Origin of the sequence: Pseudomonas sp. WPR_5_2 (assembly GCF_003634475.1) — a bacterium.
GTDB lineage: Bacteria > Pseudomonadota > Gammaproteobacteria > Pseudomonadales > Pseudomonadaceae > Aquipseudomonas > Aquipseudomonas izuensis.
Window position 1 is genome coordinate 724993 of sequence record NZ_RBLA01000002.1, and the last position, 21853, is coordinate 746845.

A 21853-nucleotide genomic window follows, 5' to 3' on the forward strand; every position below is an offset into this window, starting at 1 on the left:
TGGGCCCCAGATTTTTCCTGGGCGCCCATCGCGCACGATCATTTCATATAGGAACGAGAGCCATGTTTCTAGAAGGGTTCGGGTCGATCATCCTCGACGGGACAATATCCACGATCAAACTGGCATTACTGTCCATGCTGTTCTCGGTCGTGCTGGGTTTGATAGGCGCATCTGCCAAACTTTCAAAGAATCGAACGCTACGAAATCTGGCGACGGCGTATACCACGCTGATTCGCAGCGTGCCTGATCTGGTGATCATGCTGCTGTTGTTTTACAGCCTGCAAATGGGGCTGAACAACATCACCGAGGCACTCGGTTTTAATCAGATCGACATCAACCCGTTTCTTGCCGGGGTCATCACGCTCGGTTTCATTTACGGCGCTTACTTCACCGAGACGTTTCGTGGGGCGTATCAGTCCGTTCACGCAGGTCAACACGAAGCCGCAATCGCTTACGGCCTGACGCCGGCGAAGGCGTTCCGCAGAATCATGTTCCCGCAAATGATGCGTTACGCACTGCCGGGCATTGGCAACAACTGGCAGGTGGTCGTCAAGGCGACCGCATTGGTCTCCATCATTGGTCTGACGGACATCGTCAAAGTGACCCAGGACGCCGGTAAAAGCACGATGCAGCTCTTTTACTTCAGTCTGGTAGGAGGGCTTATTTACCTGGCGATCACCACCGTCTCCAATGGTGTTCTCGTCTGGCTGCAGATTCATTATTCGGCGGGCGTGAGGAAGGCGGACCTATGAACATGCATGAGTTCATTGCCCAATACTGGAAAGCGTACCTGTGGACGGACGGTTACCAGCTATCCGGCGTCGCCATGACGTTGTGGTTGTTGGTCGCTTCGATCGCCATCGGTTTTCTGCTCTCGATTCCCATGTCGGTAGCGCGGGTGGCGAAGAACCCGTTCATTCGCGGGCCGGTGTGGTTCTACACCTATGTCTTCAGAGGCACGCCGCTGTATATCCAGATGCTCGTTCTCTACACGGGCGTCTACAGTCTGAGCTATGTGCGTGATCAGCCCTTGCTGGATGCTTTCTTCCGAGAGGGCTTCAACTGCACGTTACTGGCGTTTGCGCTGAACACCTGTGCCTACACGACTGAGATCTTCGCCGGGGCCATCCGGGCCACGCCCTATGGGGAAATCGAAGCCGCCCGGGCTTATGGCCTGTCGCCGTTCAAGGTCTACAAACGGGTGATTTTGCCCTCGGCGTTGAGGCGGGCGCTGCCGGCCTACAGTAATGAAGTCATCCTCATGCTGCACTCCACGACCCTGGCGTTCACCGCCACCGTGCCCGACCTCTTGAAAGTGGCTCGAGACGTCAACGCTGAAACCTATGCAACCTTCGAAGCATTTGGCGTCGCTGCCGTGCTCTATGCCGTGATGGTGTTCGGGCTGGTCTGGTTGTTCCGCAAGGGTGAGTCCCGTTGGCTCGCGTTTTTGAAGCCTCAAACACATTGATGGAGAGCACGATGTACAAGCTGAACGTAGAAAACCTCCACAAAAAATACGGCCCTCACGAGGTGTTGAAAGGCGTCTCGCTAAATGCGAAAGCCGGCGATGTAATCAGCATCATCGGTTCCAGCGGTTCAGGTAAAAGCACCTTCCTGCGGTGCATCAATTTTCTTGAGCAGCCCTGCGCCGGGAAAATCACCGTGAGCGGCGAGGAAATCAGGACCCGGCTGGACATGTCAGGTTCGATGATCGTGGCGGACCCCCGGCAGCTTCAGAAGGTGAGAACCAAGCTGGCGATGGTGTTTCAACACTTCAATCTCTGGCAGCACATGACGGTGCTGGAAAACGTCATCGAGGCGCCCATCCAGGCGCTGGGGCTGAGCCGAAAAGACGCAGAGGAACGGGCTCGCAAGTACCTGGAAAAAGTGGGCCTGGCCGCGAGCGTTGAAAAGAAATACCCGTCCCACATGTCCGGTGGACAACAGCAACGGGTCGCGATCGCTCGGGCCCTCGCCATGGAACCTGAGGTGATGCTCTTCGACGAGCCCACGTCCGCGCTTGATCCCGAACTGGTCGGCGAGGTCCTCAAGGTCATGCAAGCGCTGGCCGAAGAAGGGCGAACCATGGTCGTGGTCACCCACGAAATGGGGTTCGCTCGACATGTCTCCAATCACGTCATGTTTTTGCACCAGGGCCTGGTAGAAGAAGAGGGCAACCCTGCTGAGGTATTGACCCATCCCCGGAGTGAGCGTCTGGGTCAGTTCCTGTCAGGGCGGTTGAAGTAGCCGTGGCGTATGCGAGTGCGCTGAACCTGGCGCCCCGCGACCTTTCCATCCTTTATTTTCCCAGCGTCTGCCCAGTAGGAGCACACCAATGTCCTCACCCTTACCTGAGCTGCTTGAAGTGCAAGATGAAATCCAGCAGATACGCCATCTGATTCACTCCCGTCCAGAGTTGGGCTACGAGGAGTACCTGACCAGCGATCTGGTGGCGGAACGGCTGACCTCATGGGGTTACGAAGTGACCCGAGGGATCGCCAAGACCGGCGTCGTCGCGGTGCTGACCCGAGGAAGCGGAACTCGCAAGATCGGGCTGCGTGCCGACATGGATGCCTTACCGATCCATGAAGATACGCACCTTCCCTATCGCAGCCAGGTCGACGGAAAAATGCATGCCTGTGGCCATGATGGCCATACGGCGATGCTGCTGGGTGCGGCCTATGCCCTGGCCAAGCGAAGTCTCTTCGATGGCACGCTCACCTTGATTTTTCAACCCGCGGAAGAAGGCCTGGCCGGGGCGCGCCAGATGATCAGGGAAGGCGTACTCGAGCAGTTTCCCTGTGACGCGCTGTTCGCCCTGCATAACATGCCGGGCTACAAAACCGGAACTTTCGGCTTCCGTCCGGGCGCTTTCATGGCATCGGCCGATCAGGTCGATGTGACCATTCGGGGGAAGGGCGGGCATGGTGCGATGCCCCATCTGGCCGTCGACCCGATCGTGGTGTGCGCGAGCATCATCATGGCCTTGCAGACGCTGGTGTCCAGAACCGTCTCTCCCCAGGAGATGAGTGTCATCACCGTGGGTGCGATCCACGCCGGTCGGGCGTCCAATGTGATCCCCGACAGCGCACACATGCTCATCTCGGTGCGCGCGCTGAATCAGCAAGTTCGCGATCAGCTCGAGATCGATATCACTCGCGTGATCGAGTCGCAAGCGACCAGTTACGGCGCCACGGCAGAGATCAAATACAGCGCGGATTATCCCTTGCTGGTGAACGATCCCGCCGCGACGGCATTTGCCGCAAGCGTGGCGCGGGACTGGCTGGGCGATGCCGAGGTCCTGGAAAACATTACCCCCTTCAACGGCAGTGAAGACTTCGCTTATTTCTTGCAGGAGCGGCCGGGCTGTTACCTGATTCTGGGCAATGGAGATGGGGAGGGGGGCTGCATGATCCATGATCCCCGATACGACTTTAACGACGGAATACTCATGCGCGGCGCGGAATATTGGGTCCGTCTGGCCGAGTGCTTTCTCAAGAAAGATGCATGAAACATCAACCCCGTAGAGCGAGGCTTTGACATGTACAAGAAAGTTGCATCAGCACTCACCCTGGCATCCCTCTTCGTTGCACTCGGCGCCGAAGCCGAGCCCACGCTGAGGTTCGGTGTAGACCCAAGCTATCCGCCTTTCGAGAAGAAGATGCCTGATGGGTCCCTGAGTGGATTCGACATTGACCTCGGGGAGGCCATCTGCGCGAACCTGCAAGTCAAGTGCGTATGGGTCGAGCAGAACTTTGACTCCATGATCCCTGCGTTGAAGGCCAGGAAGTTCGACGCCATTCTCTCGGCATTCAGCGCCACGCCCGTGCGCCGTCAGCAGGTGGACTTCACCAACAAGATTTACGTGGCCCCGTCTGCATTGATTGCAAAAACAGATTCCGGGATTCTGCCGGACGACGACTCGTTGAAAGGCAAGTCGGTCGGGGTCATCCAGGGTTCATTGCAGGAAGCGTACGCAAAAAGCGTGTGGGCCCCGAAAGGCGCTCGTATCCAGTCTTACCAGACTCAGGATCAGATCTTTCAGGACCTGATCACAGGTCGCCTGCAAGCATCTTTCCAGGCGGCGGTTCAAGGCGATATCGGTTTACTGCAAACGCCTCGAGGCACTGGTTACGCGTTTGCCGGGCCACCGATAACGGACAAGAGCATTATCGGAGACGGTGTCGCGATCGGCGTGCGAAAAGGGCAGGACGACCTGGTGCAGAAAATCAACGCGTCGATCGTCGCGATCCGGCAGTCAGGTGAATACGACAAAATCGCCAGCAGATACTTCAGCTTCAATGTCTACGGCGACTGATCCTGTCGCGCAAGAGCAGGCGGATATCCGGATGTTCGCCTGTTCCAGTTCCTCACTCGGGTCGCAACTCCTGCACCAGATCAATCAGTGCACGCAATCGCGCCGGGACGAAGCGATGGCCCGAGTAGTAAAGCCTCAATCCGCCAAACGACGGGCACCACGGCCTCAGCACCGGCACCAGGGCGCCGCTGGCCAGTTCTTCCTGGATGAACCACTCGGAAATGAAACCGATCCCAAGGCCCAACATCACAGCCTGTTTGATGGCCAGCAACTCGTTGGAGACGAAGCGCACCGGCAGATCCATCTGCAGCTTCTGGCCGTCGTGCTCCAGTTCCCAATGGTAGAGGCCTCCGTGGGCCATGCGCATGCCGATGCTCTGGTGGGTGAGCAGGTCTCGCGGGTGCTCGGGCACGCCGTGGCGCTCGAGGTACTCGGGCGTTGCCACCACGAGCATCTGGATGTCACCTGACAGCGCCACGGCAATCATGTCTTGCGGCACGGACTCTGCCAGGCGAATCCCGGCGTCGAAGCCTCCGGCGACGATGTCGACCATGCTTGATTCGCTGACGATGTCGATGCGCACGTCGGGAAAGCGCTGAGCGTACTGTTTGAAGAGCGGCTCCAGCAGCAGATAGGCCGCGCCATGGGGTGCATTGATGCGCAGTGTGCCGCTGGGTTCGTCGGGGCCGACGCTGGCCTCTTCGCCGGCACTTTTGATCTGCGCCAAGGCAGGGGCAATGCGCTCCACATAGCGTTGCCCGATGTCGGTGAGGGCAACGCTGCGCGTGGAACGATTGAACAGGCGCACCTTCAGGCGCGCTTCCAGACCGGCCACCGCGCTGCTCACGGCAGTGGTGGACATGCCCAACTCCTGTGCCGCGCCACGAAAACTGCTGCGGCGCGCAACGGCCAGCACCACTTCCAGCTCGGTCATTCCTGTTCTGTGCATGGATTGTCCTGAAAATGCGGATGCTTCATGAGCCAAAGGATAGCTTATCGGAACAATGAACCCTTCTTAGACTTCGCATCACAGAGGCTCGATTCAGGCGAGTCATTTTGAGCGAGGAGTTGCCATGCAACGCATTGAACACATCTACATCAACGGCGAGTTCGTCATTCCACACGGTCAGGAATGGTTCGACCTCCATAACCCGAGCACCGAGGCAGTCATCGGTCAGGTTCGGCTGGGCGATGCACTGGACGCACAGCGTGCCATCGCAGCCGCCAAGGCTGCGTTCCCGGCCTGGTCTCGTACCACTCGGGAGGAGCGTATGGCGGCACTGCAACGCATGCACCGGGCCGTGGCGGCCAGGGAGGAAGAGCTGCTGGAAGCCGTCCTCGTGGAATACGGCGCACCGGCGGTCCGCGGGCGCTGGATGGCGACTTATCCGGCTGATGTGATTGCGCAAGCGATCGATGCACTGGAGGCGTTCGATTTCGAGGAACAGGTCGGCACGGCCAGGGTCATTCTGACGCCCGTGGGTGTTACCGGCCTGATCACGCCCTGGAACAGCAATGCGGGCTTCATCTGCAACAAGCTGGCCACTGCGTTGGCGGCAGGCTGCACCGCCGTCATCAAGCCCAGCGAGATGAGCGCGTTGCAGACTCAGGTCGTGGTCAGGGCGTTGCACGAAGCGGGGCTGCCACCGGGTGTATTCAATATCGTCAACGGACGGGGCGATGTGGTCGGCGAGGAAATCGCCCGTCATCCCGACGTTGCCAAGATCTCGTTCACGGGATCATCCGCTGTCGGTCAGCATCTGGTAAGAACCGGCGCCGACACCATGAAGCGCGTGACGCTCGAGCTGGGCGGCAAGTCGCCCTCCGTGGTGCTTGACGATGCGGATTTCCAGGCGGTCATGCCGTTGGTGCTGCAAGCCGGATTTCTCAACAGCGGCCAGGCGTGCATCGCGGGCACTCGCATTCTGGTGCCGCGCAGCCGGCTGGCAGAGTTCGAGCGGATTGCGAAGGAGGGTATCTCACAGATTCAATCGGGTGATCCGCGCAACGCCGACACCGACATCGGCCCGATGGTGAGTCAGAAACAATGGGAGCGGGTGCAGCGCTACATCCGTATCGGCCAGGAGGAAGGCGCGAGCTTGCTGGCGGGGGGCGAAGGTCGCCCGGAAGGCTTGCACGCCGGATGGTTCGTCAAGCCCACGATCTTCACGGATGCCAACAACCGGATGCGCATCGCGCGTGAGGAAATCTTCGGCCCCGTGCTGACGATCATCCCCTACGAGGATGATGCCGATGCGATCAGCATTGCCAACGATACGGACTATGGGCTGAGTGCTCTGGTGCTGGGAAAGAGTTTCGAACGCTGTATGAACGTCGCCCGTCAGATCGATTCGGGACGCGTGCTCATTAACACCCTGGCCCACGAACCGCGTGCCCCCTTCGGTGGATTCAAGCATTCGGGCCTTGGGCGTGAAATGGGCCGGTGGGGGATGAGCGCGTATCTGGAACCGAAGACATTGATTGCGCATGACCCGTTGAAATGACCGGGTCGGGCTCTTGTCAGGGAGTGCTGGGCCCGAGGTTTTCGAGTTCCAGTGCGATACCCGATGGCAAGAGCCCACGAAAAAATGAAGTTAGGGAAATGGGAGAAAGTCTATCCGCCTTCTACTGCGGGCAGGGAAGGACTGTTATTGATCAGGGCATCAAGGCAGTCCGAAGACAACAGTACTTGCCAATTATTTTTAATCGCCGAACAAGCCGATAAGACTCCAGGCTGTCCCAGTAGTAAAGATGAAAAGAATCAGTACAAACGTAAGGACGATCGACTCATTACGCATGACGGTGACTCCCTGGAATGGCATGGCACAATGAGCAGCCAATCTCCGGAGAAGGCGTTTTATGCATCTGTTTCATGCATAGGAAGTACCCTGGGAGTGCTGCTTGCTCAGTTGCTCTCAATGAGTGTGTTAGTGAACACACAGCATTCTCTATGCCAATACCCAGCAGCCTGTAAGTCCTGCCGGGTGACCAGTTTTATGGGTGGTTCAGATATAGGTTGCGGGTAATACAGCCCACTTTTGGGGGTATTTCCTCTGAATAGGGTTGGCAATATGAAGGACTGGCAGGTCTTGGAGACTGGCTTCGGGTGCAGTGTCTGTCGGACCCTTAGTTGCCGTTGTAATTCTGTCTTTAATTTTATCAAGTCTCAAAGCCCTCCCCCGAAGCGATACTGCCAGGCTACGCCAATAGCATCGTATTCGCTGCCGGTACGAGTATGCGCCCCTTCACTCGCAAACAGCTTCAGCGAGTTATTCCGGTTCAACGGCAATGAGAGGGTGCCCCCATAGCGTGTATTTTCCTGAAAGTCGTGATTACCGACCCCATCGACCGAGGTGCTCCCGCCAGCGAAGTAGGTGCCATCCAGCGAGGCCCAGACACCGTTACTGAAGGCATAGATAAGATGCACCTGAACCTGGTAAATCGGGTTCTGGGAAAATGTATGGTCGCCAAGGTATTGGTCATTGTCGGTGTAAAAGGTGCCCGCACCGGATAATTCCAGGGTCACGGGGCCCAGGCGCTTGGAAATCCCGAGTTCGGGCTTGAATGACCAGCGGTTGTTGCCGAGATTGACCAGCCTGCTGGAGTCGTATTGGCCAAGTGGCGCCGTAATTGCGAGGCTGGCGCCGATAATCACATCCTGTTGATAGCCGGGAAACTCGGCCAGGGACATCGCCGGGGCGCCATATAAGTTGACCGAGAACCGGAATCTTGGATCTATCAAGCCAGTCACATTTCGTTCCTTCGGTTCACCGGCGAACAGCGCCGAGCCTGTCAATCTGGCTTCAGGCACGACAATATCGAACTTCCCGGAGCGGCCCCAAACGTCCAGCGACCTGGCAAAGGCAAACACGACAGTCTTGATGTCGAGCTTGGCATCCTGGAGTGGGACTGAGGGGTTGGCGGTCACGCTACCCCGCAGATCGCTGTAGCCCATGAGCAGGAAGTTGATACCAACCGGCGTATTGGCGTAGGACCTGGGTTCGAGATCCTCGGCGACTGCACTGGGGGCTACTATGATGAGTGAAGCGGATGCGAACCGGGCCAGCCTGACAACACAGAGTTTGTGTTTCATCCACATTCGCTCGCTTCCTGCCGGGACCTCAGGGTTCTATGTATTGTTGTAGCGCATCTTCACTCGTTTAGCACTGACAGCTGCCACCCGCATGGTGTAACCGCACTGACTGTTTGATCGGATACTCCGGGTCGAGCAGTGAGCAGGCATACTTTCCCGGCGCCCTCGAACATGCGGTTCTATCCATTCACCAGGCTCTCAGGGTTTGCCCTTGGGTAATCTGCTCGTACATACGGACCCTTCGGTGATTTCGCGCATAACCGCCCATCGCCGAGACGGTGCCGCTTTGAATGTGATCCAGGTAACGGAACATCTTTCGCGGTGAAATAAAACGCACCTGGTAGCCAAGGGCAGTCATTCGATCCTGCAGTTCATAACCCGGATTACGTTCATCCATTTGAAAGTGAAAGCCGTGTTGCTTGATGAGTGCCACATTCCACAGCGTGCAAAAGCTCTTCAGATGCCTTTCTCGATAGGGCTTCGGCGCTCTTGCCTGAAAGCCGAGCGCCTGCAGGCTTCGTCGGGCGTAGTGCTTGCAAAAACGTGAGGCCAGGCGCCAGGCCGAGCGAGCAACGCCACGATCCAGTTGTTCCAGGCATCCGACGGCGGCCACTTCGCGTTGACCCGTACATTGGTCGATCATCATGGCGAAGACTGCCGGATCGTAAATGAAGGTATCGGTGTGCAACAGAAACAGATAGTCGGTTTCAACCTGTGCCAACGCGAGATCCAGAGCCCTGCCATGGGCCATGTTTCCCGCTTCGGGGCCTGTGTGCTTGCGTTCGATCAGTTGAATCCAGTCCAGCGTGCGCAAGTACTCGCTGCTGGCGTCGTCCGAGTGGTTATCCACCACAATCACTGGAACACCGGTGCCCCGCAAAGCTTCCTGTAACAGCGTGAGACAGGTTTTCGTCAGATCAAGTGTTTTGTAGTTAACCAACGCAATGCTGTAGTTGGCTGTCGTTGGGGTTGGAAGATTCATAACCTGTTGAGCCTCGATGATTTAACCGATACCGCGCAAGACTTCTCAAAATTGACGGGGCCTGCGCGCCGTCAATTTGAGCGCGAGACGTCATTGGAGGCGGTGTTGTGATTGCTGGCCGTGGCTGTCGCCGTGGCAGCTGCGGACTGTTGAGGCGTGGTCATGGCGGTTGCCCTTGCAGCTTCCATTTTGGCCATCACGGTATCGCCACCGCCTTCTGCCATTGCGGCGACAGACGCAGTCATCAGGGTCACGATCAAAAGGGTTTTCAGGCTGTTCATGAGTGTTCTCCAGTAGTGAGTTGAGCCAACACACTGTTTGTTGGCTTGGACTCATCCTGACGCTCACGGCCTTTCACGCTGTTCCCCGCAACTTAAATTTTTTGACAGGTTGGCAACCACGCTGGATTGCTTGCCAGTGCGGGTTCAAGTGCAACGGGGAGGGGAGGAAGTACGGCGGGTATACGCCAGGCCGGACAATGCCTGCCAGCGCCTGACACTATTACCAGTCGTCAATACGAATCGGGCATCAAATCCAGTGAGGAGAATAGGGAGTTCGCATCCATAGTCATAGCGCACACCTACGTTAGCTCAAGTCGCTCTAACGCATAATCCTTGCCTGCCAAGGTAAGTTCAAAAATGGTGGCGCCGAACGTACCCCTTGTCACCTTTTGCTTCACAAGACGTTTGGCTTGGAGTTGTTTTAGCCCTTCTTCGACTTCTAACGTGCTGAGTGAGACAAGTTTGCAAACCGAGTTTAAATTTGCAATTTTTCTGAAGTTCGCATGATAGGCCAAAGCTTCCATCAGTAGCGTTTGGTTATCTGTCAGTTGTGGAAACTGAGGGTTGTTCTTTTTGTAAATTTTTCGCTCTATCTCGTGTAACTCGCTGTAAGTTCCATCCGTGATGCGGGCGTAGAAAATCGCTACAGACAGAGTGCTGATTACAATCGCGATAATCATCAGCAGCGACCAATTCGGCATTGGCGTTTCCAGCAAAAGCCAATCCAAAAAACGTAGCAGCCAGTTCGTGGTATCTGCCAACAACGTCAGGTCGAAGTAAATGTCGAGCAGCCTTATGGCAAGCCCGGCGACAAGGAAAATTCCAGCCGAGTAGGCCACGGCCTTGAACATGAACGGGGAGTGCTTGCCTTGTGCTGCCATGCTACTCGTCTCTGGTATAGAAACAGATGTCATCAGCATAGCAGTGGAAAAGCTACCCCCTGGCAGTCGACCTGCAAGGTCAGCTATTGGCGGTTGCTGCCTGTCGCGAGGGCTGCCATCGACCCAAAAAACATTTTTGCGCACTAACCAGCGATTAACTGCGGTCAGGTTTTCCTGCATTTTTAATCCAGGTATCAAGCTCCGTAACCATTTTACTGACCTCGCTATCTTCCCGTTCCGAGGGGCGAACGATTGCGTTCCAGGCGATATCCAAGCCGTCGTTCAGGGCCGCCCACACAAGCTCCCCGCGCTCAAGACTGGGGGTTACCAAATCCCGTTGCAATATGCTGATTCCGTATCCTGAGCGGACCAGTTCAACGATGGCTTCGATCAACTCCACCGTGATCATGCGGCGCGGCAAGATGCTGGCGGGGGCGAAGAAACGGTCATACTCCCAGCCACTGGCGCGATCGGTCGAATACGTCACCAGGTTGTAAGTCTTGAAGTCTTCCGCATAGATATTTTTCCTTCCCGCAAGGGGATGATCGGTTGCCATGATCGCAATCAAGTCGTCCCGAAAAAGCGGCAACTTGGCGACACCGCTAGGCACCATGCCGTCATCGATAATGGATACATCCAGTCTGCCTTGCATCAGGCTCGCGTAAACGTCGTTACGGGGTACGGTCACCAGTGTGATTTCGATGTCCGGCCGAAGACTTGAGTAGTGCTTGATGAATTTTGGAATCCAGCGAAACGGGCCGTAGGAGGTGACACCCATACGGACAAACGCTGTGACGCCACCGGCCATGGACCGGGCCTCGGACTCAGCCTCATTGAGGATGGCGATGATGTCTTTGGCGGCCCGTTCCAGGCGCACGCCGGCAGGGCTGAGTCTAAGCTTTCCTCCTGATCTTTCCGTCAGGCTCACACCTAGTCGCCGCTCCGCTTCGCGTATGCGGTGACTGACGGCTGAAGGTGTCAGCCATAAACGTTCGGCCACCGCGGTTATCGAATCGACTTCCGACAGGGTTTGCAACATCACCAAGTGATCCAGCGTCAGTCTCATGGGTACGCGACCTGAAAATAATTCACAAAATTGCGTAAAATTATGAGCGTGACTTGTTTTTGGTGCCGATGCAATCTGAATCCAGCAGAGCCAACGGAGACCAACAACAATGACTACCCTGCCTTTCACACCTGCGCTAACCCTGGGCGATCTCGTCGATCTCGAGCGTTACCCCATTACCGATCGCACCAGCCCCGCTTATCTCGCACTGGTCACTCACAGTCAGTCGTTGCTGGCACAAGAGGGCGTTGCGATCTTTCCGGGGTTTGTGCGCAATCCATCGGTTGTCGCGATGGCGCAGCAGACACTTGCACTGCACTCGCGCATGTTTCACTTTCGGGAAAACCACACGGTTTATTTCAAACCTCAGGATGAAAGCGTTGATCCGCAACATCCGCTACGACGCTTGATGAACACGGCAAAAGACACCGTTGCCTATGCCGATATTCCTGCCGATCATTTGATCCGGCAGATCTATGGGTCGGACGACGTCCTTGCTTTCATCAAAGATGTTTTGGCTCTGGACACGCTCTATCGTCATGCCGATCCATTGGCTGCCCTTAACTTGCAGGGCTTCACGGCAGGGCAGGAGTTGGGGTGGCACTTTGACCGTTCCGACTTCAGCGTCACGCTGTCCCTTCAGGCGGCGAGCGCCGGTGGGGATTTCGAGTACGTGCGGATGCTGCGCAATGAAAGCGACGATTGTTATGACGTGGTCAGGCAATTTCTCGATGACTCGCAAACACAGCAGGTAGAGGTTCTGCCACAAGTGCCCGGCACCCTGACATTGTTCCGCGGCCGCTATTCATTGCACCGGGTCACGCCGGTGGAAGGGGACAGACTGAGGCTCAACGCGGTGTTTGCGTACGTGGACCAGCCCGATGTCGAATTCAGTGCCTATGCGCGCCAGTTGTTCTACGGGCGTACGTCTGTTGATCCATTAGCTTGAGCTTCGCCAATAACCATAAAAGCAATTGATTCACGCCTTCGCCTAACGTGTTTGCGCACGCACTTGTCCATACTGAATCTGATGGACTCGTTTGTTCCTGTGTCGCACACAACAGTTCGCTGCCCCCAATAATAATGATTCGGAGCGTCTGATCATGAAAAACAGGAAGAGTCTGCTGGCCTCGTTACTCACGTTTGGCTTGCTCGTTGGTAGTGCTTCAAGTCAGGCCACGGGATGGTGTGAGTCGGGCAAGTCGGTGAAATTTGCCGGGCTGAACTGGGAGAGCGGGATGCTCCTTACCGACATCATGATGATCGTGCTCAAGGATGGTTATGGTTGTGTAACGGATCAGTTGGTAGGTAACACCATCATTCTCGAGACCGCACTGGCCGGCAATGACATTCAGGTGTTTGGCGAAGAGTGGATGGAGCGCAGCGAAGTCTGGAAAAAGGCGGCGGCCGCCGGAAAGGTCGTCGGGGTTGGCGCTCCGATCATTGGTGCGACCCAGGGCTGGTATGTGCCGCGCTATGTCGTTGAAGGGGACGCTAAACGTAACCGGCCAGCGCAGGCGCCCGACCTCAAGACAGTCGCTGACCTGAGCAAGTACGCGAGTGTCTTTCACGATGCGGAGGAACCGTCCAAAGGCCGTTTCTACAACTGTCCCGCGGGTTGGATTTGTGAGCAGGACAATACCGAGATGTTGAAAGAGTACGGTCTTGAAAACACGTTCACGAATTTCCGTCCAGGCACTGGTGCCGCATTGGATGCGGCTGTCCTGTCCAGCTACAAACGCGGTGAACCGGTACTGTTCTACTACTGGTCACCGACGCCGCTGATGGGGCAGATCGATGCGATAAGGCTGGAGGAAAAGACCGGCGCCAACAAAAACGTCATCACCATGGTGGGACTCTCCAAGGCTTTTCATGAACAGGCTCCTGAACTGGTCACGGTACTGGAGAAGGTCAACATTCCCATCGACTTGTTGAATCAGAACCTGGCGAGGATGACCCGGGAACGCATCGAATCGCCGAAGCTGGCCAGGATGTTCCTCAAGGAACACCCGGAAATCTGGCATGCCTGGGTCGACGAAGCCGCGGCAAAAAAGATTGAGGCATCGCTCTAGTCGGCCTCCAGGGCAAGGACGCCCGCCCTCTGTAACGCCACTCAGAACACCATCTCTTGACTGCTTCTACACAGGAACGGCGCCTCTTCGCGTCCGGGAAATCATGAAAATGATCAAATCACGAGCAGCCGTCGCCTTCGCGGCGAACCAGCCTCTGCAAATTGTCGAAGTCGATGTGGCACCGCCGCAAGCCGGTGAGGTGTTGGTACGCATTGTTGCGACCGGCGTCTGCCATACCGATGCCTTTACCCTGTCCGGTGCCGATCCCGAAGGGATCTTCCCCGTCATTCTTGGCCACGAAGGTGGCGGTATCGTCGAAGCGGTTGGCGAGGGGGTCACTTCACTGGCGGTGGGCGATCATGTGATCCCGCTCTACACCCCGGAGTGTGGCGAGTGCAAATTCTGCACCTCCGGCAAAACCAATCTTTGTCAGAAAATCCGTGCCACTCAAGGCAAAGGTTTGATGCCCGATGGCACCAGCCGGTTCTCTTATGAAGGGCACCCAATCTTCCACTACATGGGCACGTCGACGTTCTCCGAATACACCGTGCTTCCCGAAATTTCCCTGGCCAAAATCCCCAAGGATGCGCCACTGGAAAAGGTCTGCCTGCTCGGTTGTGGTGTGACCACTGGCATTGGCGCGGTGATCAATACGGCCAAGGTGGAGGAGGGAGCCAGCGTGGCAATCTTCGGTCTGGGTGGCATCGGCCTGGCCGCCATTATCGGTGCGACCATGGCCAAGGCCGGCCGGATCATTGCGATCGATATCAACCCGGCCAAGTTCGAGATTGCCAGGCAATTGGGTGCCACCGATTTCATCAATCCCAAGGATTACGACAGGCCGATCCAGGACGTGATCATCGAGATGACCGAGGGCGGTGTGGACTATTCCTTCGAATGCATTGGCAACGTCCATCTGATGCGCGCCGCCCTGGAGTGCTGCCACAAGGGCTGGGGCGAGTCGGTGATCATTGGCGTCGCTGGCGCAGGACAGGAAATCAGTACCCGTCCTTTCCAGCTGGTGACCGGACGCGTCTGGCGCGGCTCGGCATTTGGCGGTGTGAAGGGACGTAGCGAGCTACCCAGCTATGTCGAGAACGCGCAAAAGGGCGAAATTCCGCTGGACAGTTTCATTACCCACACCATGGGGCTGGAGGAGATCAACAGAGCCTTCGACTTGATGCACAAAGGCGAAAGCATCCGCACCGTTATCCATTTCGATCGCTGACTCAACAGATTGGCGAAGCCCGTTAGGGCCAGTCAAAGGCGCGAAAACCAGCAACATCAACTCACCGTATCTACACCAAAGAGAGCACAAAGATGACCATTTTCACTCATGTGACCGTCGGGACCAACGACCTGCAAAAAGCGCGCAGCTTCTATGACAATGTCCTGGGTACCCTGGGCCAAAAACGCATCGCTGATCTGGACGAGAATGGTTCGATCTGGGGTGAGAGCGCGCCGTCTTTCTTCGTTCTGAAACCGGCGAACGGCGCCCCGGCCAGCGTGGGCAATGGTGTCACCATCAGCTTCGAGGCGCCGAATCGTGCCGCCATTGACGCTTTCCACGCCGCGGCGCTGGCCAGTGGCGGCACCGATGAAGGTGCACCGGGTCCGCGAGGCTGGGCACCTGACGCCTATGCGGCTTACGCGCGGGATCTTGATGGGAACAAGCTGGCCGCGTACTGTTTCAAGCCAGCCTAAGCTTCAAGACGAGGCATCATTAGATGCTTCGTCATGAGTCCTGACTAGCAAGGATTAGTAACCGTAAGGTTGCAATGGTGGCTGAACAAGCCCGTTTAACCTTGGTGTTCGAACGACAACTTCTGGCCGGTTTCTGCCCTTTACCGAGGGCTGCCATGGGTTGATAGCTACCGGTGAAGTGGCCGTTCGGTTGAGCCGTTCCCCGCCTGGCATATTGATCGAGCGCGCCAGCGTTATCCGCCGTGGAGGGTCCGGCGTATTACCTATCCCGGGCCATGCGCCCTGCGGCACTAGCGATGGTTGCGATAGCGTTCGGTCAAGGACTGCACACGGGTGACGTAGGATTGCGTCTCGGCGTAGGGAGGCACCCCGTTGTACTCGACCACGGACGCTTCGCCGGCGTTGTAACCTGCCAACGCCAGCATCTGGTTGCCGTTGAAGCGCTTGAGCAGCCAGGCCAGGTAGCGCACGCCGCCACGAATGTTCTGTCGTGCGTCGAACGGATTATCCACGGCGAAGCGCTCGGCGGTGGCGGGCATCAACTGCATCAGTCCCTGGGCGCCGGCTTCGGAAATGGCGTTGGGGCGAAACGCCGATTCGGCATGCATCACTGCGCGGACCAGCGCCCTGTCGACACCATAATGATCCGAAGCGGCTTCGATCTCCCGCCGATAGGACTGGGTGTCCAGGCGCAGTGAGGCGACCTTGAAATCCTTCGGCGCCATGCACAGATAGCAGCCCTTGATGTAATAGAGCTCAAGGACATCGACCCGTGCGGAGATCCCGACGGGGCGCCGGCTCACATATTGACGAACACCCTTGTGGATGAAGGTCCACACCCGGATCCGCACCGCGTCCGTGTCGTCTTCCCGGACAAACCGTGGCAGGGCCATGGTCTTGGCGCCGACACCGGCGTCCGCCATGCCATTCAGGCGAGTGCAGCGGGCGGTGGCGATGGTTTGGCTGGTGTAGCTGATGGCTCCGTCCCTGGCTTGGCACTTGAACATGGCGCTGGCGCACAGCGGAGCGACCAGCAAGGCCAGCTCGATACAGCCAAGAAGACTCTTGCGAGCCCATCGCCATGCTCTGGAACTCATTACATTGCTCCGCGCCGCAGGCGCCGATCAGGTCTGGGGCGCCTGGCCCGGGCGTTGCCTTTGGTGGAATTATTCTGGATGACCTGCCTTTTGTTCTGATAGTTATACCCCTTGTAACCGGCCTTGGAACTTGCGTTGACGTACGGGCTGTCGGCGTCCCCGGGCGAGGCGCAGGTCTGATTGCGCTTACGACGCGTCGTCCCGGCTTGCCAGGGCCGTGTGCTGCCTATCACCGAAGACTGCAAACGATTGTTCTCTGCCACTCCCTTCTTCGACGTGCATGGGGCAACAGAATGTAAACGCAGCCCAGCACTAATGTGCCTTGTCATGGTCAATAAGTCCCGCACGAGCGCCAGCGCTCGTGCTGCTCGGAACCGACCGGATCCGCATCGGCATTTTGATCAAGGACAGTGAAAGCATGCTCGCCGCCATTTAATCTGCAACCGCCTGCAAAGGGCCCCGTGAATCGGGACTCGCCGTACGTTTATCCCTCAATCCAATTCGAAGATTTAAAGCATGCACCTACGCAAAATTGCAGTTGGGCTGTCGGCCCTTGTTTTGCTCTCGACCGGGGCGCAAGCCCGCAGTCTGCTGGATCTCCTCAAGCCACCCGCCCAGCATCAGGAACAAGCGTCCCACTCAGGCTCGATCAGCCAGAGCGCGGCCCTGGACCTCTATTCAAACAAACAGAAACAGGCATCGTTTGACGGCTGCGCAGAGCTGTTCCCGGCGGCGAAACCGATCAACACGGCCACTGTGCCCGCCACCATGAAACCTCTTGCGCTGTGTTCCGACAATTTCGCGGTGCTGTACTCGCAAACCAGCAAGACGCCGCTGGTCGTGGTCGAACGCCTGAATGCCGCCCAGCTGCAGGATGCCAAAGGGGAGGAGCGCACCAACCAGTTCTATCCGGACCCGCGCATCCCCAAGAGTGGGCGGGCTGAGTTGAGCGACTACCGTAGCCAGCATCCGGCCGTGGACCGTGGCCATCAATCCCCGGCAGCCGATGCACCGAACCCCAATGCAATGGCCCAATCCTTTGCGCTGTCGAACATGGTGCCGCAAGACCCGACCAACAACCGGAAAATCTGGAGCAAGGTCGAGTCTGATGTCAGGAAGTTTGCCAAGCGAGCCGATGGCGATGTGTTTGTCTTTACCGGCCCGATCTTTGACCCGGACCACACCACCATCGGCACCAACAAGGTCTGGGTGCCGACCCGCCTGTTCAAGCTGGTTTACGACGCCTCGTCCAGGCGTGCCTGGGCCTACGTACTGCCCAACGCTGAAACCCGTATCGAGAAACCCATGGACTACGAGGCCTTCGTGAAGAGTACCGGGCTCAACTTGTTGGGGAATCTACCGGTCACAGGTTCCGTCGGGCGCTCTTGATGGCTTGATGAACGGCTTCCCTGGAAATGGCAGGGCAGACTGACGTTTCACCCACCACTGCGACGGTCCAGGCCAGACCGTCGCTACCCAGCCCAGGGTCGCCAGCAGCGTTCAGGCGGTCACCCGAAAATAAAAGAATGAGCTATTGAGCCTGGCTGTGGTCGATTCAAATAGCGAGGCAAGAAAGTGCTATCGCAGCGCGATCCTACAGTTAGAGAGGTGAATACCTTGAACAGCATCATTTACATCGTCGGATTGGTAGTGGTCATTGCAGTTGTCCTGTCGTTCCTCGGACTTGCATAGTCTGAGGAGTGCTTCCTGACGGGCACTCCTGTCCATCCATACATCAGAAGGGGCGAGCGAGCCGCCCGCCCTTTGCCAAATTGCCCGGCAAGCGCAGAACAAATGTCCGATTCGTTGCTGGCGGATTCTCGTGGGTCGCACTAGCGACGATAGTAGCGGTGCTCGTCCTCGTAGCGGTGCCGCATGGCTCGATCCTCGTGGTGCTCCCAATAACGATGGCGCTCAGCTTCCCGGCGGGCTTGCTCTCTGCGCCACTGTTCTCTCCGCCATTCGTCTCGGCGCCAATCGTCTCTACGATCGTGCCAACGGCCGTCATGCCAGTATCGGTCGTCATGGGCAAGCAACGGCCCTGGCTGTTTGTCGGCCATAGTGGCCAAGGTCGGCCAAGGGTTGCCGGCAGCCTGGACCGGAGCCTGAACGGCTGCGACTTCAGTTGCGAAAACAGGGGTTGAGGTCTTCATCTGTGTTGCTGATGCCGAGCCCACCGCCGCGAACGCGAACAGGCCGAAGAGCACCATCCGTGGGTCATGGAATTTCATGAGCGAAGACAACCTCTGATTGACAATTGGACGAGTGGCCATCCGGCTGCGGGAAGTCTGCGAGTTCGCGTTTACCGAGCGGATGTGCCTATCCACATAGACCGATAGATAGAGAAAAGTTCTGGGGAGCGGCCGCATAAATAGTCGGGAACGGCGGTTATGACCCATAGCTGTCAGGCTGAATCCTTTCATGTTCATTCGCGACTAGAATTTCCCTGCCGACTCTCCTAAAGCCCGGGCGGATTTCAACCGTGCAGCGTCGGGTCTTGAGCGTTATTTATTTCGGCCAGGGAAACCGGTATGACAAATCCACAAGATAAAGCCGAATCCGACGAGGATTTAGCTCAGATGGTAATAGGACGAGGGCCCTGTACCTATCTATTGCTGCTCTTACTAGGATTAATCCTCCTGTTCCCCTTTCTTGAGGAAGGAATATTTGCTCGCACGTTGCTCGGCATTCTGTTTTCAATCGTGCTGCTCGTGGGCGCTTTCGCCACCCGGCAGACCCGGCAGGGTTTCATCTTCAAACTGGGTCTGGCATTGCTTGGGGTTGGCCTTCAATGGGCGGCGTTGTGGGCTGGGAGTATCGCGATTCTCGACCTTGCCGGGATAGCCTACGCAGCGTCTCTTGCAGTCTCGTTTAGCGGCGTGCTTCGCTATATTCTCATGCGCGGACCGATTACCGCCGACAAGCTGCATGGCGCGCTTGCGGGGTACATCATGCTGGCCTTCGTTTGGTCCTTCGTCTATGCGCTGGTCGAGATATCCAGCGCTGGTTCATTCGGCCCTGGCCACCTCGACTTCGGACAGCCCGGGACTTTCTTCAAACTGATCTACTTTAGCCACACAACGCTCACGACCACCGGTTACGGTGATGTTATCCCAATGACCAACCACGCCCGTTCACTGGTGATGGTCGAAGAATTTTCAGGCGTCTTTTATGTGGGTGTTGTGATAGCGCGGCTTGCCGGGCTTTATCCGTCGAATCAGATCAAGTGACTCTCGATTTGCCTGGGCTACCTTCCCGCGCCGGATAGTTCCAGGGACGAGGGTTCCGTTGAAGCGCGCCTGCATTCGTTTAGCACTGACAGTTGCATGCCGCGATTCAAGGGCCGCGCCGCCCGGCCGATCCTCACCTGCGCAAAGCGCTGAAACCCACGGGTGGCGTGGGTTTCAGCTCAAGGAAGAGAGAGCAGCCTCAACGCTCCATGACATAGGTGCCCGGTGCGGGGCACAGGGGCGGGTACTTGCGCGAGCCGAGCTTCTTCGGCGCCGGCCGGCTGTCGCCCGAACGCTGCCCGATCCATTCCCGCCAATGCGGCCACCAGCTGCCTTGCTGGCGATCCCCGGCGTTCTGCAGCCAGGTTTCCGGGGTCTCGGCGGCAGCAGGCGCTGCGTAATAGAACGACTTGGGGTTGCCCGGCGGGTTCACCAGGCTCTGCAGGTGCCCGGCGTTGGACAGCACGTAGGTTGCGTCCTCGCCAAACAGCCGGGCGGTGCCGTAGCAGCCCTGCCAAGGGGTGATATGGTCGGTGGTGCCGCCCACCACATAGGCGCCCACCTTCACCTGGGTCATGTCAATCGACTCGCCGGCAATCTCCAGTGAGCCCGGGTTGCTGTAGGGGTTCTGCTGGATCAGGTCGAGGTAGTCCGCGTGCAGTTGGGCGGGCAGACGCGTGGTGTCGTTGTTCCAGGCCAGGATGTCGAAGGCCGGCGGCTTATTGCCCAGCAGGTAATTGTTGACCCAGTAATTCCAGATCAGGTCGTTGGGCCGCATCCAGGCGAACATGCGGGCCATGCCCTGGCCGCTCAGCACACCCTTGCGCCGAGAACTTGCCTTGGCCGCACGCAGGGCGGACGGGGTGGTGAACAGCCCTAGGGTGGTGTCGTCCAGCGCCGAGGGCATATCGAGCACGCACACGGCCCAACTGGTGTTGGCCACCTTATGGCCTTCTACACGGGCCGCCAGCCAGCCCAGGTAGGCGGCCAGGGTGATGCCGCCCGAGCAGGAGCCCCACATGTTCACATCCGGGCTACCGGTGATTTGGCGCGCCACGTCCACAGCCTGGTCGAGGCACAGCGCGTACTCGGCCAAGCCCCAGTCGCGGTGCTCGCGGGTGGGATTGCGCCAGCTGATGACGAAGAGGTTCACGCCGCTGTCCTGAATCCACTGGATCAGGCTTTTCTCCGGCGAAAGGTCGATGGCGTAGTACTTGTTGATTTGCGGCGGCGACATCACCAAGGGCCGGGCATAGATGTTTTCGGTAGTGGGCGCGAACTGCAACAGCTCGAACATCTCGTTGCGAAACACCACTTGGCCCTTGGCCGTGGCGATGTTTTCCCCCACCTTGAACGGCGTACTGTCGACCTGTCTCGGGAGTCCACGGTTGGTCAACATATCCCGGCCGAATTGGCGCATACCCCTGGCCAGGCTCATGCCACCGGTGTCCACCAGCTTGCGCAGCGCCACTGGATTAGTCAGCGGGGAGTTGCTCGGTGCAACGGCATCGGCCAGAAGCTCTGCGACAAACCTGGCCCGGCTCTTTTCCAGCGGGGCAAGGTCGGTGGAATCGATGAAGCGGGTCAGCTCACTTTGACCGGCCAGGTAGCTCTGCAGCAGGGCACGCAGAAAGGCGTTGGATTGCCAGGCCGGATCGGCGAAGCGCTTGTCCTTCGGGTCCGGCGCAATGCTGGAATTACCGCCGGCGATGCCGCGCAGCGCCTTCAGGTAGCCACCCAGATGAGCGCCAGCCTTGAGCGGCGATTTGCCCACGGCCTTGAGCAGATAGCCGGCCGAACTGGCCAGGTCCGCCGCCCGCACGCTGACCAGCGGATTGCCTGCCAGGGTCTGGTTGGCGGCCGTGCCGATCAGCTCTTGTTGCCGGGTGTTGTCCGGGACATCGCCATCCTTGCGAGCGCGACGCTTTCGGCCGGTCGCCTGGGGACGTTGGGTGGGGGTTGCGGTCTCGCTCGTTCGGGTGGATCTGCTCATGGCGGCTCTCGTGTTTCCGGGCGCATTGTTGTTTTGCACCGACTCTAGGGCAGCAACGGCTGCGGCCACCTCGCATCGCACGACAGAGAGTTTTCATTTCATGACAAGGGCAATCGTGGGCTGACGAATTGAAAGG

Annotated in this window: 21 protein-coding genes; 12 read left to right on the plus strand and 9 right to left on the minus strand. The window is 57.8% G+C overall.

Annotated elements, in window-relative coordinates:
* Positions 1 to 62: 62 nt before the first annotated feature.
* The 5 genes from BJ917_RS12160 (at position 63) to BJ917_RS12180 (ending at position 4318) form a co-directional block, all read left to right on the plus strand.
* Positions 63 to 752, plus strand: a complete 690-nt coding sequence (locus BJ917_RS12160; RefSeq protein ID WP_096510392.1) for an ABC transporter permease — start codon at positions 63 to 65, stop codon at positions 750 to 752.
* Between the two features lie 2 nt (positions 753 to 754).
* The gene (locus tag BJ917_RS12165; RefSeq protein WP_096515325.1) at positions 755 to 1468 is read left to right on the plus strand and encodes an ABC transporter permease; all 714 of its coding nucleotides are present in this window, start codon (positions 755 to 757) and stop codon (positions 1466 to 1468) included.
* An 11-nt stretch (positions 1469 to 1479) separates the two neighbouring features.
* On the plus strand, positions 1480 to 2247 hold the full coding sequence (locus BJ917_RS12170) for an ABC transporter ATP-binding protein (RefSeq protein ID WP_121103461.1): 768 nt from the start codon (positions 1480 to 1482) through the stop codon (positions 2245 to 2247).
* 88 nt (positions 2248 to 2335) lie between these two features.
* Complete coding sequence (locus BJ917_RS12175) at positions 2336 to 3511, plus strand: M20 aminoacylase family protein (RefSeq protein ID WP_121103462.1); 1176 nt, start codon at positions 2336 to 2338, stop codon at positions 3509 to 3511.
* A gap of 30 nt (positions 3512 to 3541) precedes the next feature.
* The gene (locus BJ917_RS12180; protein ID WP_096510395.1) at positions 3542 to 4318 is read left to right on the plus strand and encodes an ABC transporter substrate-binding protein; all 777 of its coding nucleotides are present in this window, start codon (positions 3542 to 3544) and stop codon (positions 4316 to 4318) included.
* Between the two features lie 52 nt (positions 4319 to 4370).
* On the opposite strand, the gene BJ917_RS12185 is transcribed toward BJ917_RS12180, so the two are convergent.
* Complete coding sequence (locus BJ917_RS12185) at positions 4371 to 5267, minus strand: LysR family transcriptional regulator (RefSeq protein WP_177435583.1); 897 nt, start codon at positions 5265 to 5267, stop codon at positions 4371 to 4373.
* 124 nt (positions 5268 to 5391) lie between these two features.
* Between BJ917_RS12185 and BJ917_RS12190 the strand changes: the two genes are divergently transcribed.
* Complete coding sequence (locus BJ917_RS12190; protein ID WP_121103464.1) at positions 5392 to 6822, plus strand: aldehyde dehydrogenase family protein; 1431 nt, start codon at positions 5392 to 5394, stop codon at positions 6820 to 6822.
* 662 nt (positions 6823 to 7484) lie between these two features.
* Here the strand turns inward: BJ917_RS12190 and BJ917_RS12195 are convergent.
* From BJ917_RS12195 to BJ917_RS12215, 5 genes are all read right to left on the minus strand, one after another.
* Positions 7485 to 8417 (minus strand): transporter, encoded by a 933-nt coding sequence (locus BJ917_RS12195; RefSeq protein WP_121103465.1) that lies wholly within the window; start codon positions 8415 to 8417, stop codon positions 7485 to 7487.
* A gap of 181 nt (positions 8418 to 8598) precedes the next feature.
* Positions 8599 to 9393, minus strand: coding sequence for a glycosyltransferase (locus tag BJ917_RS12200; protein ID WP_121103466.1), 795 nt, complete (start codon positions 9391 to 9393; stop codon positions 8599 to 8601).
* A 71-nt stretch (positions 9394 to 9464) separates the two neighbouring features.
* On the minus strand, positions 9465 to 9674 hold the full coding sequence (locus BJ917_RS12205) for a co-regulatory protein PtrA N-terminal domain-containing protein (protein ID WP_096510400.1): 210 nt from the start codon (positions 9672 to 9674) through the stop codon (positions 9465 to 9467).
* Positions 9675 to 9973: 299 nt separating this feature from the next.
* Positions 9974 to 10555: a hypothetical protein gene (locus BJ917_RS12210; protein WP_096510401.1), complete on the minus strand. Its 582-nt coding sequence runs from the start codon at positions 10553 to 10555 to the stop codon at positions 9974 to 9976.
* Positions 10556 to 10709: 154 nt separating this feature from the next.
* The gene (locus BJ917_RS12215) at positions 10710 to 11621 is read right to left on the minus strand and encodes a LysR family transcriptional regulator (RefSeq protein WP_121103467.1); all 912 of its coding nucleotides are present in this window, start codon (positions 11619 to 11621) and stop codon (positions 10710 to 10712) included.
* A gap of 109 nt (positions 11622 to 11730) precedes the next feature.
* Here BJ917_RS12215 and BJ917_RS12220 point away from each other — a divergent pair, with 109 nt between their 5' ends.
* The 4 genes from BJ917_RS12220 (at position 11731) to BJ917_RS12235 (ending at position 15397) form a co-directional block, all read left to right on the plus strand.
* Positions 11731 to 12570 (plus strand): hypothetical protein, encoded by an 840-nt coding sequence (locus tag BJ917_RS12220; protein WP_121103468.1) that lies wholly within the window; start codon positions 11731 to 11733, stop codon positions 12568 to 12570.
* Positions 12571 to 12724: 154 nt separating this feature from the next.
* Positions 12725 to 13693, plus strand: a complete 969-nt coding sequence (locus tag BJ917_RS12225; protein ID WP_121103469.1) for an ABC transporter substrate-binding protein — start codon at positions 12725 to 12727, stop codon at positions 13691 to 13693.
* A 109-nt stretch (positions 13694 to 13802) separates the two neighbouring features.
* The gene (locus BJ917_RS12230; protein WP_121103520.1) at positions 13803 to 14921 is read left to right on the plus strand and encodes an S-(hydroxymethyl)glutathione dehydrogenase/class III alcohol dehydrogenase; all 1119 of its coding nucleotides are present in this window, start codon (positions 13803 to 13805) and stop codon (positions 14919 to 14921) included.
* Between the two features lie 92 nt (positions 14922 to 15013).
* Positions 15014 to 15397: a VOC family protein gene (locus BJ917_RS12235; RefSeq protein WP_102669643.1), complete on the plus strand. Its 384-nt coding sequence runs from the start codon at positions 15014 to 15016 to the stop codon at positions 15395 to 15397.
* A 290-nt stretch (positions 15398 to 15687) separates the two neighbouring features.
* Here BJ917_RS12235 and BJ917_RS12240 read toward each other — a convergent pair whose 3' ends face one another.
* Entirely contained in the window at positions 15688 to 16494 is an 807-nt protein-coding gene (locus BJ917_RS12240) for a lytic transglycosylase domain-containing protein (RefSeq protein WP_121103470.1), read from the minus strand.
* Between the two features lie 516 nt (positions 16495 to 17010).
* Between BJ917_RS12240 and BJ917_RS12245 the strand changes: the two genes are divergently transcribed.
* Positions 17011 to 17883 (plus strand): DNA/RNA non-specific endonuclease, encoded by an 873-nt coding sequence (locus tag BJ917_RS12245; protein ID WP_121103471.1) that lies wholly within the window; start codon positions 17011 to 17013, stop codon positions 17881 to 17883.
* Between the two features lie 443 nt (positions 17884 to 18326).
* On the opposite strand, the gene BJ917_RS32295 is transcribed toward BJ917_RS12245, so the two are convergent.
* On the minus strand, positions 18327 to 18725 hold the full coding sequence (locus BJ917_RS32295; RefSeq protein WP_121103521.1) for a hypothetical protein: 399 nt from the start codon (positions 18723 to 18725) through the stop codon (positions 18327 to 18329).
* 300 nt (positions 18726 to 19025) lie between these two features.
* On the opposite strand from BJ917_RS32295, the gene BJ917_RS12255 reads away from it, so the two are divergent.
* Positions 19026 to 19724 carry a potassium channel family protein gene (locus tag BJ917_RS12255; protein WP_096510405.1) on the plus strand — a complete coding sequence of 233 codons (699 nt, stop codon included), beginning with the start codon at positions 19026 to 19028 and terminating at the stop codon, positions 19722 to 19724.
* Positions 19725 to 19923: 199 nt separating this feature from the next.
* Here the strand turns inward: BJ917_RS12255 and BJ917_RS12260 are convergent, their stop codons facing one another.
* Complete coding sequence (locus tag BJ917_RS12260; protein ID WP_121103472.1) at positions 19924 to 21717, minus strand: alpha/beta fold hydrolase; 1794 nt, start codon at positions 21715 to 21717, stop codon at positions 19924 to 19926.
* Between the last annotated feature and the right edge of the window lie 136 nt (positions 21718 to 21853).

What these genes read in the sequence shown, in the direction of transcription:
- BJ917_RS12175 (WP_121103462.1), top strand. Translation starts at nt 2,336, where the DNA reads ATGTCCTCACCCTTACCTGAGCTGCTTGAAGTGCAAGATGAAATCCAG.
- BJ917_RS12245 (WP_121103471.1), top strand. Translation starts at nt 17,011, where the DNA reads ATGCACCTACGCAAAATTGCAGTTGGGCTGTCGGCCCTTGTTTTGCTC.
- BJ917_RS12225 (WP_121103469.1), top strand. Translation starts at nt 12,725, where the DNA reads ATGAAAAACAGGAAGAGTCTGCTGGCCTCGTTACTCACGTTTGGCTTG.
- BJ917_RS12185 (WP_177435583.1), bottom strand. Translation starts at nt 5,267, where the DNA reads ATGCACAGAACAGGAATGACCGAGCTGGAAGTGGTGCTGGCCGTTGCG.
- BJ917_RS12255 (WP_096510405.1), top strand. Translation starts at nt 19,026, where the DNA reads ATGACAAATCCACAAGATAAAGCCGAATCCGACGAGGATTTAGCTCAG.
- BJ917_RS12210 (WP_096510401.1), bottom strand. Translation starts at nt 10,555, where the DNA reads ATGGCAGCACAAGGCAAGCACTCCCCGTTCATGTTCAAGGCCGTGGCC.
- BJ917_RS32295 (WP_121103521.1), bottom strand. Translation starts at nt 18,725, where the DNA reads ATGAAATTCCATGACCCACGGATGGTGCTCTTCGGCCTGTTCGCGTTC.
- BJ917_RS12190 (WP_121103464.1), top strand. Translation starts at nt 5,392, where the DNA reads ATGCAACGCATTGAACACATCTACATCAACGGCGAGTTCGTCATTCCA.
- BJ917_RS12160 (WP_096510392.1), top strand. Translation starts at nt 63, where the DNA reads ATGTTTCTAGAAGGGTTCGGGTCGATCATCCTCGACGGGACAATATCC.
- BJ917_RS12165 (WP_096515325.1), top strand. Translation starts at nt 755, where the DNA reads ATGCATGAGTTCATTGCCCAATACTGGAAAGCGTACCTGTGGACGGAC.
- BJ917_RS12195 (WP_121103465.1), bottom strand. Translation starts at nt 8,417, where the DNA reads ATGTGGATGAAACACAAACTCTGTGTTGTCAGGCTGGCCCGGTTCGCA.
- BJ917_RS12230 (WP_121103520.1), top strand. Translation starts at nt 13,803, where the DNA reads ATGATCAAATCACGAGCAGCCGTCGCCTTCGCGGCGAACCAGCCTCTG.
- BJ917_RS12205 (WP_096510400.1), bottom strand. Translation starts at nt 9,674, where the DNA reads ATGAACAGCCTGAAAACCCTTTTGATCGTGACCCTGATGACTGCGTCT.
- BJ917_RS12220 (WP_121103468.1), top strand. Translation starts at nt 11,731, where the DNA reads ATGACTACCCTGCCTTTCACACCTGCGCTAACCCTGGGCGATCTCGTC.
- BJ917_RS12180 (WP_096510395.1), top strand. Translation starts at nt 3,542, where the DNA reads ATGTACAAGAAAGTTGCATCAGCACTCACCCTGGCATCCCTCTTCGTT.
- BJ917_RS12240 (WP_121103470.1), bottom strand. Translation starts at nt 16,494, where the DNA reads ATGAGTTCCAGAGCATGGCGATGGGCTCGCAAGAGTCTTCTTGGCTGT.
- BJ917_RS12235 (WP_102669643.1), top strand. Translation starts at nt 15,014, where the DNA reads ATGACCATTTTCACTCATGTGACCGTCGGGACCAACGACCTGCAAAAA.
- BJ917_RS12200 (WP_121103466.1), bottom strand. Translation starts at nt 9,393, where the DNA reads ATGAATCTTCCAACCCCAACGACAGCCAACTACAGCATTGCGTTGGTT.
- BJ917_RS12215 (WP_121103467.1), bottom strand. Translation starts at nt 11,621, where the DNA reads ATGAGACTGACGCTGGATCACTTGGTGATGTTGCAAACCCTGTCGGAA.
- BJ917_RS12170 (WP_121103461.1), top strand. Translation starts at nt 1,480, where the DNA reads ATGTACAAGCTGAACGTAGAAAACCTCCACAAAAAATACGGCCCTCAC.
- BJ917_RS12260 (WP_121103472.1), bottom strand. Translation starts at nt 21,717, where the DNA reads ATGAGCAGATCCACCCGAACGAGCGAGACCGCAACCCCCACCCAACGT.